Origin of the sequence: Streptomyces mirabilis, from assembly GCF_039503195.1 — a bacterium.
Classification (GTDB): domain Bacteria; phylum Actinomycetota; class Actinomycetes; order Streptomycetales; family Streptomycetaceae; genus Streptomyces; species Streptomyces mirabilis_D.
Map to the genome: position 1 here is coordinate 7859542 of NZ_JBCJKP010000001.1, position 13751 is coordinate 7873292.

Annotated in this window: 13 protein-coding genes and 1 pseudogene; all 14 read right to left on the minus strand. The window is 70.6% G+C overall.

The window, feature by feature from the left end; translation table 11 throughout:
- Positions 1-740, minus strand: a pseudogene (locus AAFF41_RS35780) (sirohydrochlorin chelatase).
- A 7-nt stretch (positions 741-747) separates the two neighbouring features.
- On the minus strand, positions 748-1668 hold the full coding sequence (locus AAFF41_RS35785; RefSeq protein WP_319751009.1) for an ABC transporter permease: 921 nt from the start codon (positions 1666-1668) through the stop codon (positions 748-750).
- Positions 1655-2443, minus strand: coding sequence for an ABC transporter ATP-binding protein (locus tag AAFF41_RS35790; RefSeq protein ID WP_319751045.1), 789 nt, complete (start codon positions 2441-2443; stop codon positions 1655-1657). Before AAFF41_RS35790 ends, AAFF41_RS35785 begins: the two co-directional genes overlap by 14 nt.
- Positions 2444-2479: 36 nt before the next feature.
- Positions 2480-3595, minus strand: a complete 1116-nt coding sequence (locus AAFF41_RS35795) for an aliphatic sulfonate ABC transporter substrate-binding protein (RefSeq protein ID WP_343325235.1) — start codon at positions 3593-3595, stop codon at positions 2480-2482.
- 232 nt (positions 3596-3827) lie between these two features.
- The gene (locus AAFF41_RS35800) at positions 3828-5183 is read right to left on the minus strand and encodes a sulfate adenylyltransferase subunit 1 (protein ID WP_054234103.1); all 1356 of its coding nucleotides are present in this window, start codon (positions 5181-5183) and stop codon (positions 3828-3830) included.
- A gap of 2 nt (positions 5184-5185) precedes the next feature.
- A complete protein-coding gene (gene cysD / locus AAFF41_RS35805) occupies positions 5186-6124 on the minus strand; it encodes a sulfate adenylyltransferase subunit CysD (protein WP_099920120.1) in 939 nt (312 codons plus the stop codon).
- Positions 6121-6693, minus strand: a complete 573-nt coding sequence (gene cysC / locus AAFF41_RS35810; RefSeq protein ID WP_054234101.1) for an adenylyl-sulfate kinase — start codon at positions 6691-6693, stop codon at positions 6121-6123. The genes cysD and cysC overlap by 4 nt, the downstream gene beginning before the upstream one ends.
- On the minus strand, positions 6690-7445 hold the full coding sequence (locus AAFF41_RS35815; protein ID WP_343325236.1) for a phosphoadenylyl-sulfate reductase: 756 nt from the start codon (positions 7443-7445) through the stop codon (positions 6690-6692). The genes cysC and AAFF41_RS35815 overlap by 4 nt, the downstream gene beginning before the upstream one ends.
- The gene (locus AAFF41_RS35820; protein ID WP_079090235.1) at positions 7442-7621 is read right to left on the minus strand and encodes a hypothetical protein; all 180 of its coding nucleotides are present in this window, start codon (positions 7619-7621) and stop codon (positions 7442-7444) included. The genes AAFF41_RS35815 and AAFF41_RS35820 overlap by 4 nt, the downstream gene beginning before the upstream one ends.
- Positions 7618-9312: a nitrite/sulfite reductase gene (locus tag AAFF41_RS35825; protein WP_319751006.1), complete on the minus strand. Its 1695-nt coding sequence runs from the start codon at positions 9310-9312 to the stop codon at positions 7618-7620. Before AAFF41_RS35825 ends, AAFF41_RS35820 begins: the two co-directional genes overlap by 4 nt.
- Positions 9313-9445: 133 nt before the next feature.
- Positions 9446-9529, minus strand: coding sequence for a putative leader peptide (locus AAFF41_RS35830; RefSeq protein WP_309486338.1), 84 nt, complete (start codon positions 9527-9529; stop codon positions 9446-9448).
- A 172-nt stretch (positions 9530-9701) separates the two neighbouring features.
- Entirely contained in the window at positions 9702-10274 is a 573-nt protein-coding gene (locus AAFF41_RS35835) for a GNAT family N-acetyltransferase (protein WP_343325237.1), read from the minus strand.
- A 310-nt stretch (positions 10275-10584) separates the two neighbouring features.
- On the minus strand, positions 10585-11964 hold the full coding sequence (locus AAFF41_RS35840) for a hypothetical protein (protein WP_343325238.1): 1380 nt from the start codon (positions 11962-11964) through the stop codon (positions 10585-10587).
- Between the two features lie 81 nt (positions 11965-12045).
- Complete coding sequence (locus AAFF41_RS35845; RefSeq protein WP_319751003.1) at positions 12046-13452, minus strand: GAF domain-containing protein; 1407 nt, start codon at positions 13450-13452, stop codon at positions 12046-12048.
- Positions 13453-13751: the final 299 nt, after the last annotated feature.

Below are 13751 nucleotides of genomic sequence, written 5' to 3' on the forward strand. Positions count from 1 at the left end.
TCAGGCGCCGAGCGCCGCCGGCACCGGGACGCGTGCCTCGTCGTACCGCTCCAGCAGGACCCGTGCCACCTCCGGTGCCGGGCCCAGCACGTCGGCCAGTACGTCCGCCTCGGCGGCGCCCCGGGCGATGCGGTCCGGGAGGAAGCCGGGGGCGAGGACGTAGGGGGCGACGGCGACACGTGCGCAGCCGAGGGCGCGCAGTTCGCGCACCGCGTCCTCGGTGCGCGGAAGGGATGCGGAGGCGAACGCGGGCCGCACGGCGCACCAACCGGTGTGCCGCCACTCCCGCGCGATTTCTGCGATCACCGCGATCGCCTCCGGGTCGGTGGACCCCGCGGAGGCCAGCACGACCCCCGTCGAGGACTTGTCGGCGGGGGTCAGCCCCGCCTCGTACAGCCGGCGTTCGAGTGCCGCCGTCAGCAGGGGGAGGGGCCGAGCACCTCCGCCTGACGGATGCGCAGGCGCGCCGGGGCCTCCCGCAGGACCGCCGGGATGTCCGCCTTCGCGTGGAAGGCGCGGGTGAGCAGGAGAGGGAGGGCGACCACATCACGTACGCCCTCCGCCGCCAGGGACTCCAGCACCCCCGGCACCGAGGGGATGTTGAAGTCGAGGAAGCCGGTCTCCACGCGCAGGCCCGGACGCCGGGTCCGCACACGCCGCACAAGGGCGTGCACCGTCGCGGCATGACGCGGATCGCGGCTGCCGTGGGCGATGACCAGGAGGACCGGACGACTCGTCATGACGGGCTCAGCTCTTCACCAGGAGACCGCGGCTGCGCAGCACCCACCGCTCCAGCGGGCTGAAGATCAGCAGGTCGATGGCGATACCGACGAACAGGATGAGGAAGATGGCGAGGAAGACCATCGACATGGAACTGGCGGTGCGGCCGTTCTCCAGCAGCTGACCGAGGCCGATGCCCAGGTCGGGGGAGGAGGCGATGATCTCCGCCGCCATCAGGGAGCGCCAGGAGAACGCCCAGCCCTGCTTCAGACCGGCCAGATAGCCGGGCAGCGCGGCCGGCATCACGATGTGCCAGGTTCCGCGCAGGCCCGTCGCGCCCATCGTGCGGCCCGCCCGCAGGAACAGCGGCGGCACCTGGTCCACGCCCGACACCAGGCCGTTGGCGATGGAGGGGACGGCGCCGAGCAGGATCACCGCGAACATCATCGAGTTGTTCAGGCCCAGCCAGATGACGGCCGGCGGCACCCAGGCCACGGAGGGCAGCGACTGGAGCCCGGAGAGGATGGGGCCGATCGCGGCGCGGACGAACTTCACCCGGGCCACCAGCAGACCCAGCGGGGTGCCGATGGCCAGGGCGAAGAGGAACCCGAGCAGACCGCGCGAGACACTCGTCCAGATGTAGCCGAGCAGCGTGCCCTGCAGCCAGGCGTCCTTGACCTCGCCCCAGACGTCGGACGGTGAGGGCAGCTTGCTCGGGTCGGTGACGACCTTGAACGAGATCAGCGCCTGCCACACCACCAGTACCAGGGCGAGGGCGACGAGCGGCGGCAGTATCTTCTCGACGAAGGTCTGGCGGAAGGCCGGCCGGCCCGTGTGCGCGGTCGTCTCCAGGGCGTCGAGGCCCGCTTCCAGGCCCGCCATGTCGTTGCCGGGGCTGTCCTTGACGGGCCGGCCGGCCGCGTCGGCCTTCGTCTCAGTGCTGGCCATGGCGGCGGATCTCCCCACGCAGTTGTTCGGTGATCTCGACGGACAGCTCCGCCACGGCCGCGTCCTCGATACGACGCGGCTGCGGGATGTCGACCCGCCACTCGTGGGCCACCCGGCCGGGGCGCGAGGACAGCAGGACGACCCGCTCGGCCAGCCGCACCGCCTCACGCACGTTGTGGGTGACGAAGAGGACGGACAGCTGGGTCTCGCGCCAGATCCGGGTCAGTTCGTCGTGCAGGACGTCCCGCGTGATGGCGTCCAGCGCCGCGAACGGCTCGTCCATCAGCAGGATCTGGCTGTCCTGGGCGAGCGCGCGGGCCATCGCGACGCGCTGGCGCATACCGCCGGACAGCTCATGCACCCGCTTCCCGTACGCGCCCTTCAGCCGGACGAGTTCGAGCAGTTCCTCCGCCCGGTCGCGACGCTCGGACTTCGCGACGCCGCGCAGCCGCAACGCGAGCTCGATGTTCTTGCCCGCGGTCAGCCACGGGAAGAGGGCGTGCTCCTGGAACATCAGGGCCGGACGCCCGTTGGTCGTGATGTTGCCCGCGGTCGGGGCGTCGAGACCCGCGACCAGGTTGAGCAGCGTCGACTTTCCACACCCCGAGGCCCCCAGGAGGGTGACGAACTCGCCCGGCGCGACATCGAGGGTGATGTCGTCGAGGACGAGCTGGGGCCCCGTCGGTCCGGCGAAGGACTTCGAGACATGCTCGATCCGGGCGGCTTGCTCCATCACTTCGGCGCCGTCGGCGGCCTTGGCGAGGGTCGTGGCCATGGTCGTCACCTCCTGGGAACTCATCGGTGTGGGTCCTTACTTGACGCCGAGACCGGCGTCGTCGACCGTGCTCTCGCCCGCGGCCCCCAGGACCTTGTTCAGGAGCGTGAGGTCGTAGATCCCGTTCAGGTCGGGCTTCTTCAGCAGGCCCGCCTTGACCGCGTGCTCCGCCTCGGTGTTGAGGGTGGAGGCCAGCGGGTCATTGGTGATCTGGATGGACTTCCAGGCCGGGTCGAGCACCTTCGCCGGGAGCTCCTTGCCGGAGTCGACCTTCAGCTGGGCGTTGGCCGCGGCCTTCGCCTGGCCGGGGTTGGCGCTGATCCACTTGTTGGTGTCGACCGAGCCCTTCAGCACGGCCTCGACGACCTTCGGGTGCTCCTTGAGGAACTTCTGCGACACGATGATGTTCGTGATCACGAACTTCTTGTCGGGCCACAGGGAGGCCTCGTCGAGCAGTACCTTGCCGCCCTCGGCGACCAGCTTGGACGCGGTCGGCTCCGGCACCCAGGCGCCGTCGATGGAGCCGGACCTGTAGGCGTCGGGGGTGATCTTGTTGTCCGTACGGACGACCGAGACGTCGCCCTTGCCGCTCTGCGCGTCGACCTTCCAGCCCTGGTCCGCGATCCAGTTGAGGAACGCCACGTCCTGCGTGTTGCCGAGCTGCGGGGTCGCGATCTTCTTGCCCTTGACGTCCTTCAGGGACTTGATCTTCTTCGGGTCCACCACGAGCTTCACACCGCCGGACGCCGAACCGCCGATGATGCGCAGGCTCTTGCCCTGGGACTTGGTGAAGCCGTTGATCGCGGGCGAGGGGCCGATCCAGCCGATGTCGATCGAGCCCGAGTTCAGCGCCTCGATCTCGGAGGGGCCCGCGTTGAAGGTGGAGTACTCCGCCTTCGTGCCGCCCAGCGCCTTCTGGAAGAGGCCTTCCTGACGGCCGACCAGCGCGGTCGCGTGCGTGAGGTTGCCGAAGTAGCCGATCTTCACGGTGTCGAGGCCGTCGATCTTCGAGGATCCGGCGGCGACCTTCTCCTTGGAGGAGGAGTCGCTCTTCGACTCGGAGCCGTAGCTGCAGGCGGCGAGCGCGAGCAGGGGGAGTGCGATGGCGGCGGCTATGCCACGGTGTACAAGGTTCGAGCGGATGGCAGGCACGGGAGGGGTTCCTCTCGTTGGCCCGGCGGTCACGTTCTCAGGTCGTGGCCGGGAGGTCGGCAGGTCTTCGTCGTCGCATCCGGGACGTCGGGTGGGGGGACGGGGCGCGCAGGCAGTGCGCGTACGTCATTCCGCACATCGCGCCACTCCGCCCTGCCCGCTGCCGAGGGCGCCGCTGCCGACGCGGCCGCCCTCCTTGGCGAACGTGGAGTAGAAGTCGGTGGACGTCATCTCAGAAGTCCCACCCGTCGTCGTCGCCCTCGTCCTTGACCGGCTGCGGCGCGGCGAACGACTCGCCGACCATGCCCGCGGTCAGCGTGGTGCCGTCCGCCGGGTCGATCAGGATGAACGCGCCGGTGCGCCGGGAGTCGGCGTACGAGTCGAGCGGAAGCGGCTCGGCGGCACGGATCTTGACGCGGCCGATGTCGTTGGCGACCAACTGACCCGGGTGCGGGTGCAGCGACAGGTCGTCGAGCGTCAGCCGGGACGGGATGTCCTTGACGATCGCCTTCACCGTGCGGGTGCCGTGCTTGAGCAGCACCCGGTGGCCGACGGTGAGCGGCTGGTCGGCCACGTGGCAGACGGTCGCCTCGACGTCCTGCGTGGTCGGGGGCGCGTCCTTGCTCGGCACGATCAGGTCACCGCGCGAGACGTCGATGTCGTCCTCCAGCAGGAGGGTCACCGACTGCGGGGTCCACGCCACGTCGACCTGCTTGCCCAGCAGATCGATCCCGGCGACCTTCGTGGTGCGCCCGGAGGGCAGCACGGTCACACTCTCGCCGACCCGGAAGCTACCGGCGGCGATCTGACCGGCGTACCCCCGGTAGTCGGGGTGCTCGGCGGTCTGCGGGCGGATCACGTACTGCACGGGCAGACGGGCGTGGCAGTGCCCCAGGTCGTGGCTGACCGGGACCGTCTCCAGGTGCTCCAGGACCGTCGGGCCGCCGTACCAGTCCATGTTCGCGGAGGCGTCCACCACGTTGTCACCGGCGAGCGCCGAGATCGGGATCGCGGTGATCTCGGGAACGCCCAGCTCGGAGGCGTACGCCGTGAACTCCTCGGCGATCGCGGCGAAGACGGACTCCTTGTACTCGACGAGGTCCATCTTGTTGACGGCGAGGACCACGTGCGGGACACGCAGCAGCGCGGCGACGGCCGCGTGCCGACGGGTCTGCTCGATGACGCCGTTGCGGGCGTCGACGAGGACGACGGCCAGGTCGGCGGTCGAGGCGCCGGTGACCATGTTCCGGGTGTACTGCACGTGCCCGGGGGTGTCGGCGAGGATGAACCGGCGGCGCGCCGTCGCGAAGTAGCGGTAGGCGACGTCGATGGTGATGCCCTGCTCGCGCTCGGCGCGCAGGCCGTCGGTGAGGAGAGCGAGGTCGGGGGCGTCCTGGCCCCGGCTCGCCGAGACGCGCTCCACGGCCTCCAACTGGTCCGTCAGGACCGACTTGGAGTCGTGCAGCAGCCGTCCGACCAGCGTGGACTTGCCGTCGTCGACGGAGCCGGCGGTCGCGAAGCGCAGGAGCGTGGTCGCCGACAACTGCTCGACCGACAGCGGCTCGGTGGGTTCGGTGGTGCTGGTCATGTCTAGAAGTACCCCTCACGCTTGCGGTCTTCCATCGCGGCCTCGGACATCTTGTCGTCGGCGCGGGTGGCGCCCCGCTCGGTGAGCCGGGAGGCGGCGATCTCGGCGATCACGGCGTCCAGCGTGGTCGCGTCGGAGTCGACGGCGCCGGTGCAGGACATGTCGCCGACGGTCCGGTAGCGGACGAGCCGCTTCTCGACCGTCTCGCCGTCCTTGGGTCCGCCCCACTCACCGGCGGTCAGCCACATGTTCGACCGCTGGAAGACCTCGCGCTCGTGCGCGAAGTAGATGTCGGGCAGTTCGATGCCTTCGCGGGCGATGTACTGCCAGACGTCCAGTTCGGTCCAGTTGGAGAGGGGGAAGACGCGGACGTGTTCGCCGGGTGCGTGGCGGCCGTTGTAGAGCTGCCACAGTTCGGGGCGCTGGCGGCGGGGGTCCCACTGGGAGAACTCGTCGCGCAGGGAGAAGACGCGTTCTTTCGCGCGGGCCTTCTCCTCGTCGCGGCGTCCGCCGCCGAAGACGGCGTCGAAGCGTTCGGACTGGATCTTCTCGGTGAGGGGCACGGTCTGCAGGGGGTTGCGGGTGCCGTCGGGGCGTTCGCGCAGGACTCCGCGGTCGATGTAGTCCTGCACGGAGGCGATGTGCAGCCGCAGTCCGTGCTTTTCCACGGTCCGGTCGCGGTATTCGAGGACTTCGGGGAAGTTGTGTCCGGTGTCGACGTGCAGCAGGGTGAAGGGGATCGCGGCGGGGGCGAAGGCCTTCAGGGCGAGGTGCAGCATGACGATGGAGTCCTTGCCGCCGGAGAAGAGGATCACCGGCCGTTCGAACTCGCCCGCGACCTCACGGAAGATGTGGACCGCCTCGGACTCCAGGGCGTCCAGGTGCGAGAGCGCGTACGGGCTGCTGTCCGTCTCCTCGGAGACACTGGCGACGGTCGTCATGCGAGACCCCTTTCGGTGAGCAGCGCATGGAGCGCGGCCGCGGACTCCTGCACGGACTGGGTGTGCGACTCGATGCGCAGATCGGGCGACGCGGGCTCCTCGTACGGGTCGTCGACGCCGGTCAGCCCCGAGATCTCCCCCGCGGCCTGCTTGGCGTACAGCCCCTTCACGTCGCGCACGGAGCAGACCTCGACCGGCGTCGCCACGTGCACCTCCAGGTACGGGGTGCCGCCGGTCCGGTGACGCTTGCGGACCGCCTCGCGGCTGTCGGCGTACGGCGCGATCACCGGGACGAGCGCCTTGACGCCGTTGCGGGAGAGCAGCTCGGCGAGGAAACCGATCCGCTGCACGTTCGTGTCGCGGTCCTCGCGCGAGAAACCGAGGCCCGACGAGAGGAACTCGCGGATCTCGTCGCCGTCGAGCACCTCGACGCGGTGGCCCTCGTCGCGCAGCCGGCCGGCCAGCTCGTACGCGATGGTGGTCTTGCCGGCGCTCGGCAGACCCGTGAGCCAGATGGTGGCTCCGGTCGTCACTTGCTGCTCCTGGGAGATCTGGGTGGTCGTGGTCATCCGTGCAGCCCGCACTCGGTCTTGGACCGTCCCGCCCAGCGGCCGGCGCGGGCGTCCTCGCCCTCCAGCACACGGCGGGTGCAGGGCGCGCAGCCGACGGATGCGTAGCCGTCCATCAGCAGCGGGTTGGTGAGGACGCCGTGCTCGGCGACGTACGCGTCCACGTCGTCCTGCGTCCAGCGGGCGATCGGCGAGATCTTGACCTTCTGCCGCTTCTCGTCCCAGCCGACGACCGGGGTGTTCGCCCGGGTCGGGGACTCGTCGCGGCGCAGTCCGGTCGCCCAGGCGTCGTACCTGGTCAGGCCCTCTTCCAGGGGCTTGACCTTGCGCAGGGCGCAGCACAGGTCGGGGTCGCGGTCGTGCAGCTTGGGGCCGTACTCGGCGTCCTGCTCGGCGACGGTCCGGCGCGGGGTGAGGGTGATGACGTTGACGTCCATCACGGCCTCGACCGCGTCCCGGGTGCCGATGGTCTCGGGGAAGTGGTAGCCGGTGTCGAGGAAGACCACGTCGACTTGGCTGTCGCCCGGCTGGGCGCGGGAGGCGAGGTGGGCGACGACCGCGTCCTCCATGGAGGAGGTCACGCAGAACGTCTTGCCGAAGGTCTCGACGGCCCACTGGAGGATCTCCAGGGCCGAGGCGTCCTCGAGGTCGCGCCCCGCCTGCTCGGCGAGGCGCTTCAGGTCCTCGGCCGTACGGCCTTCCCGGTCTTCCCGGCCTTCCCGGTCTCCCCGGTCTTTCTGAATCGTCGTCATATCTCGTCCCCTCCACCTTCGTTGCGCTGAACCCCACGGGCGAGCAGCCCGAGGAACTTCAACTGGAAGGCTCGGTTGCACGCCGCGCATTCCCACGCGCCGTGGCCCTGTTCGCTCGGACGGAGGTCTTCGTCGCCGCAGTAGGGGCAGTAGAAGGGAGCCGCTCGCTCGCTCACGACAGCGACTCCTCGTCGGCACGGGCGGCCCAGGTGGCGAAGCGCTCGTCGTCCTCGCGCTCCGCCTGGAAGCGCTTGAGGACCCGCTCGATGTAGTCGGGAAGCTCGTCCGAGGTGACCTTCAGGCCACGGACCTTGCGGCCGAAGCCGGCCTCCAGGCCGAGCGCTCCGCCCAGGTGCACCTGGAAGCCCTCGACCTGCTCGCCCTGGTCGTTCAGGACCAGCTGGCCCTTGAGACCGATGTCCGCGACCTGGATACGGGCGCAGGCGTTCGGGCAGCCGTTGATGTTGATGGTGATGGGCTCTTCGAACTCGGGGATGCGGCGCTCGAGTTCGTCGATCAGGGAAGCACCGCGCGCCTTGGTCTCGACGATCGCGAGCTTGCAGTACTCGATGCCGGTGCAGGCCATCGTGCCGCGCCGGAAGGTGGAGGGCCTGACGGTCAGGTCGAGGGCTTCGAGGCCCTCCACCAGCGAGTCGATCTGGTCCTCCGTCACGTCGAGCACGATCATCTTCTGCTCGACGGTGGTGCGCAGCCGGCCCGAGCCGTGTGCCGCGGCCAGCTCGGCGATCTTCGTGAGGGTAGTGCCGTCCACGCGGCCGACGCGCGGCGCGAAGCCGACGTAGAAGCGGCCGTCCTGCTGGCGGTGCACACCGACGTGGTCGCGCCAGCGGGCGACCGGCTGGTCGGGGGCCGGGCCGTCGACGAGCTTCCGCTCGAGGTACTCGTCCTCCAGGATCTGACGGAACTTCTCCACGCCCCAGTCGGCGACCAGGAACTTCAGACGGGCGCGGGTGCGCAGGCGCCGGTAGCCGTAGTCGCGGAAGATCGAGATGACGCCCTCGTAGACGTCCGGGACCTCGTCCAGCGGGACCCAGGCGCCGAGGCGCTGGCCGATCTTGGGGTTGGTGGAGAGGCCGCCGCCGACCCAGAGGTCGAAGCCGGGGCCGCGCTCCGGGTGGTTCACGCCGACGAAGGCGACGTCGTTGATCTCGTGCGCCACGTCGAGCAGCGGCGAGCCGGAGATCGCGGACTTGAACTTGCGGGGCAGGTTCGAGAAGTCCTTGTTGCCGATGATCCGGCGGTGGATCTCGTCGATGGCCGGGGTGCCGTCAATGATCTCGTCCTCGGCGATGCCGGCGACGGGCGAGCCGAGGATGACGCGGGGCGTGTCACCGCAGGCCTCGGTGGTGGACAGCCCGACGGCTTCGAGCCGGTTCCAGATCTCGGGGACGTCCTCGATGCGGATCCAGTGGTACTGCACGTTCTGGCGGTCGGTGAGGTCGGCGGTGCCGCGCGCGAACTCCTGCGAGATCTCGCCGATGACGCGCAGTTGGTCGGTGGTCAGCCGGCCGCCGTCGATGCGGACGCGCAGCATGAAGTACTTGTCGTCCAGCTCCTCCGGCTCCAGGATCGCGGTCTTGCCGCCGTCGATCCCGGGCTTGCGCTGGGTGTACAGCCCCCACCAGCGCATGCGTCCACGAAGGTCGTTGGGGTCGATCGAGTCGAAGCCGCGCTTCGAGTAGATCGTCTCAATGCGTGTCCGCACATTGAGACCGTCGTCGTCCTTCTTGAACTGTTCGTTTCCGTTGAGCGGGGTGAAGTGACCCACGGCCCACTGACCCTCGCCGCGGTGACGACTCACCTTGCGGCGGGGCGCGGCGGCGGGATTCTGCGGGGTGGCGGCCATGGTTGATACGTCCTTCGGGACTGCGGGACAGGAAGGAGAGCGGCTCTCAACTGCACATATGGGCGCATACGGAAAGTACGCGCGCGTCATCGCGCAGAGGGAGCAAAAGAGAATGTCGGCTGGGCCGGGGCTGTCAGCTCGCCGGACAGATGGCGCTGGACATGCGGCCGAGGTCGACGTGCCGCCGACTCACCAAGGCAATTCCAGTTCCAGACATGACGGAAGCGTGTCACGGGGATCTCGGGCCAGTCCACCGTTATCCATCATGTGGACACCCTTGTCCCGAATCGCGAGACAAAGGTGTTGTCGGTCACACGGCTGGGCAGAAATGGACGATCCGGGGGCCCGGTGACCGCCCGATGGCGGCCCGAGGGACGGCCCGCGGCAGGTCAGACCGCGCGTGCGCCCGGCCAGGGCCCGGGGGTGGCGATCTCCGGCTCCTCCTCCACCTTGGTGTCGAAGAGCTTGAAGCCGCGGCGCAGGTAGTTGTCCATCGCGTGCTCCCCGTCCTTGCTGCATGTATGCAGCCAGACCCGCTTCGTCTCGGGCCGCCCCGGCCAGCGCTCCGCCAGGTCCCAGGCTCGCGCCACCCCGTACGAGAGCAGGTGCCCGCCGATCCGGCGGCCCCGGAAGGCGGGGATCAGTCCGAAGTACATGACCTCGACGACGCCGTCGTCCTGCGGGTCCAGCTCGACATAGCCTGCGGGCGTTCCCCGGTCGTAGGCGACCCAGGTCTCCACGCCGGGGCGGTCCAGGACCTCCTGCCACTGCGCGTACGTCCAGCTCAGGCGGTCGGTCCACCGGATGTCTCCGCCCACGGAGGCGTACAGGAAACGGTTGAACTCGGGTGAGGGGACTTCGGAGCACACGATCCGGACGTCGCCGTCGGGCGTGATCGCGGGGAGCAGGTCGCTCGACGCGGTCTGCTCCAGGGACCAGGTGGTCACAGTGACGTTGCTCATGGGGGCCAGGGAACCACGGGGCTGCGCCGCGCTCCAAAGTGGGCCAGGTGGTCTCGCCCCCGCCGCCCCTACCCGTCCCCTCCCCGGGTGCTCCGCCCCCAGACCCCCCGCCTGTGTTCTTCGGCTGCGGGCCGGTGGGGGCTGGTCGCGCAGTTGCCCGCGCCCCTCGGGCCGGGGCTGCGCCCCGGATTCCCCGCCCGCCCGAATCGTTCGGCCGCGGGCCGGTGGGGGCTGGTCGCGCAGTTCCCCGCGCCCCTGAAGACCCCCTGCGGAGCCCCCGAGTGGGGATGGACGGGTACCGCCGGGGTCCCTAGCCCAGGGATTTGTTCACCGCGGTCAATGGGACCGCGTACAGGACGCGCTCCGGTGTCGTGTCCGGGGCGGCGCCGGTGAGGGTCCACAGTTCGCCGGTCTCCTGCCAGTAGGACAGGGAGGCGGTGTGCTGGCCCCAGCAGGCGTAGGACTGGTCCCCGGTGCACTGCACCGCCTCGGCGGTGTGTCCGCTCTGGCGCCACAGCGTGCCGTGCCGGCCGCCGCTGGCGGGCGTGTGACCGACGTACCAGTCGGCCTTGCGCGCCCCGGCCGGCGTATGGGAGAGGACACCCGAGAGCCCGGCGGCCTTGGTCGTGTAGGCCTCGCGTGCGTCGACCCGCCCCAGGGAGTCAACGCCGAGCAAGCCCGCCCGGCCGGCGACGGTGCTGTACGAGTACCGCCAGATCCGGGTCCGCTCCGTGCCGTCGGCCGGCGCCGCCTCGGTGGCGACCAGGCTGTCCGGCGTCGAGGTGCGGTCCAGCGACAGGGAACCGAAACAGGGGTTCGCCCGGGCCTCGCCCGACCCGCACGTGCCGCCCGCCGGGCTGTACGAGCCGACGGCCGGCAGCACGTACTGGTAGCCGTGCGCGGAGTAGCCGCCGCGCACCTTGCCGATCGCCCCGCTGTCCACACCCGCCTTCAGGAGGTGGCGCAGGTCGAAGACGAGCAGGGAGTCGTCCTGCCCCGCGCCGTTCTGCGCGGTGACGATCAGCTTGCCCTGGTACCAGACCATGCCGCCCAGCCGGGAGCGGACCGCGCCGAAGTCCTTGCCGCCGTCGCGCGGCGCGACCAGCAGCACCCAGCGGTACCTGAGCGCCGCCGGGTCGCTCGCGTCGATGAAGGCGACCCGGGCCAGACCCCGGTCCGTGGTGGAGGCGCCCGCGGCCCGGTCGTCGTGGTTCCAGCCCGCCAGGATGACCCGCCGGTCGCCCCACCGGCCGTCCTGTTCGGCGTCACCGGAGGTGGTGACGGAGGCGGGCGCCCACTGCCGGCTCCGCGCGTCGTCCGAGGCCCAGCAGTACGCGCGGGTGGCGACCGGTTCGAGGGGCAGCGCGGCCCGCTCGGTCCCGGAGCAGTCGGCCTCGTCGCGCATCGTGTGGTCGGCGCTCGCCAGCACGCCGGAGACTCCGACGTTCCCGCCCATGTTCCGGCTGAGCGTGCTGAGAGTGTTCCCGGCGACCAGGTTCTCGTGCAGTTGGAGCCTGCCGGTCTCGGCGGCCGAGGTGAGCGGGGTCAGCGCGCCCGGACTGTTGCTGCCCGTGGCCTGGGAGGTGCTGATCAGCGTGGCGGCCGCGGTGAGCGCGAGGGCGGTTCCGGCCAGAGTGGCGCGCAGCGCCTGTCCCCTTCGCCTACGACGGTGTCTGCCGCGATGCTTCATGCGTCCTCCCGAGGAAGGCCAACTGCCCCTCATGATCAGAACGTTGACGGAGGGACGGGTGGGGTGGCCTGTGGAGGGATGCTACGTCAGAGAGCCACGTGCCTGGTCAAGGACGCCGGAAGACGGTCCCGAAATACGCTCCTTGCCTCTCGCAGGGGGCATATTCGGCCGGTCGGGTGACGCGTCGGGCCCCGGTGCGGTACAAGGGGGCCCGGGTTTCCGTGCCCTGCGCACCGTCGGCGCCGTCGAGTGGGGGAGCAGGTCCCGGGGGTCCTCCGGGAGCACCAACTCGACCTCCGCGTCCTCGCAGAAACGATACGGCCGGTGTTCCAGAAAAGCCCCGAGATACCGCCGTACGCGCGACATCTCGGCCCGTACCGTCACCGTACGACCCGGGTCGTCGAACAGGTCGTCGGCGAGCCCGGAGGCACTGCGCCCGGCGGGTCGGACGGCCAGCAGGTACAGCAACTCGGCGTGCCGGGGGCTCAGTTCGTGGCACCAGGAGCCCGCTTCGGACGAGACGGTCACCGAGGAGCGCCGCGGGTGCGCCAGGTCCAGGACGATCCGCGCGGCCCGCCGGGGCCCCGGCTCGTCGGCGGCCCGCAGCAGCCAGCCGCCGGGCAGCGGTTCCACCACGCACAGCCCGAGCGTCGGCAGCCAACTCCGCCCGGGGGCCAGCGCCTTGGGCAGCGTGAGCCGTCCGGTGTACGGCATTCCGGTGACCGCGGCCGTCCAGCCGTCCTGGTCCACGGCGAGGGCGCGCCCGCCGAGCCGGGCGAGCACCGGCGCCGCCACCGCGCGCAGCCCCTCCAGCGAGGTCAGGTGCAGCTCGCGCAGGCGCGCCTCGGCGAGTTTGGCCACCGAGCCGACCAGGGCGAGCGTCGCCGGGTGCAGGGTGTCCAGCGGGCCGCTCACGTCCACGACGCCGATCAGACTGCCGTCGCGCGGGTCGGTGATCGGGGCGCCGGTGCAGGTCCACGAGTGGTGGGTGCGCACGAAGTGCTCGGCGGAGAAGACCTGGACGGGGCGCCGGGCGACCAGCGGGGTGCCCACACCGTTCGTACCGACCACGCCCTCGCGCCAGTCAGCCCCGAGTTCGAATCCGAACCCGTCGGCCTTGCGCAGCACGGACGCGCTGCCCTCCCGCCACAGCACCCGGCCCTCCGCGTCCGCGACCACCATGATGTGGTGCGCGACGTCCGCGACCGAGAGCAGGCCCTCGCGGAGCACCGGCAGGACATGCCGCAGCTGCGAGGTCTGGCGCCGCCGCTCGACCTCGTCACGGACCAGCAGTCCGGCCCGGAAGTCGTGGTCGGGGTCGACTCCGCCGCGCAGCATGCGCTCCCAGGACTGCTCGATCACCGGGCGTGGCGCGAGGCGGGCGGGCTGTCCGGAGAGGGTGGCGTCGCGCACCTCGCGCAGCACACGGGCCGCCTGGGCGGCGTCCAGGGCGGCGAGCCGCGTCACGTCGATCGGAGAGTGCGCCACGGGATCCTCCCCATCCTCCCTGGACGGACCGACGGGTTCGGGGCATGTGAGGCCCACACTGCCCGGCCCCTTTCGGCCACGGGCGCCCGGGCCCGTACTGACTGCTGTTCTCATAGTGCCGCTCGGCGCGGACGGAGGGACACAGTCCGGCCACACCGGCCGGAAAAGTTGCAACCCCCTGCAACCCTGGCGAACAGCCGTACGGGGTCGGAGACTTGAGCAACGCCGCCTGTGCGGCGTTCGCGCTCCTCACAACGGGGCCAGAGAGCGGGGGTGGTGCCGTGTCGGCGCAGCACCAC

What these genes read in the sequence shown, in the direction of transcription:
- cysD (WP_099920120.1), bottom strand. Translation starts at nt 6,124, where the DNA reads ATGACGACCGTCGCCAGTGTCTCCGAGGAGACGGACAGCAGCCCGTAC.
- AAFF41_RS35815 (WP_343325236.1), bottom strand. Translation starts at nt 7,445, where the DNA reads ATGACGACGATTCAGAAAGACCGGGGAGACCGGGAAGGCCGGGAAGAC.
- AAFF41_RS35825 (WP_319751006.1), bottom strand. Translation starts at nt 9,312, where the DNA reads ATGGCCGCCACCCCGCAGAATCCCGCCGCCGCGCCCCGCCGCAAGGTG.
- AAFF41_RS35840 (WP_343325238.1), bottom strand. Translation starts at nt 11,964, where the DNA reads ATGAAGCATCGCGGCAGACACCGTCGTAGGCGAAGGGGACAGGCGCTG.
- AAFF41_RS35785 (WP_319751009.1), bottom strand. Translation starts at nt 1,668, where the DNA reads ATGGCCAGCACTGAGACGAAGGCCGACGCGGCCGGCCGGCCCGTCAAG.
- AAFF41_RS35830 (WP_309486338.1), bottom strand. Translation starts at nt 9,529, where the DNA reads ATGTCTGGAACTGGAATTGCCTTGGTGAGTCGGCGGCACGTCGACCTC.
- AAFF41_RS35790 (WP_319751045.1), bottom strand. Translation starts at nt 2,443, where the DNA reads ATGGCCACGACCCTCGCCAAGGCCGCCGACGGCGCCGAAGTGATGGAG.
- AAFF41_RS35835 (WP_343325237.1), bottom strand. Translation starts at nt 10,274, where the DNA reads ATGAGCAACGTCACTGTGACCACCTGGTCCCTGGAGCAGACCGCGTCG.
- AAFF41_RS35800 (WP_054234103.1), bottom strand. Translation starts at nt 5,183, where the DNA reads ATGACCAGCACCACCGAACCCACCGAGCCGCTGTCGGTCGAGCAGTTG.
- cysC (WP_054234101.1), bottom strand. Translation starts at nt 6,693, where the DNA reads ATGACCACGACCACCCAGATCTCCCAGGAGCAGCAAGTGACGACCGGA.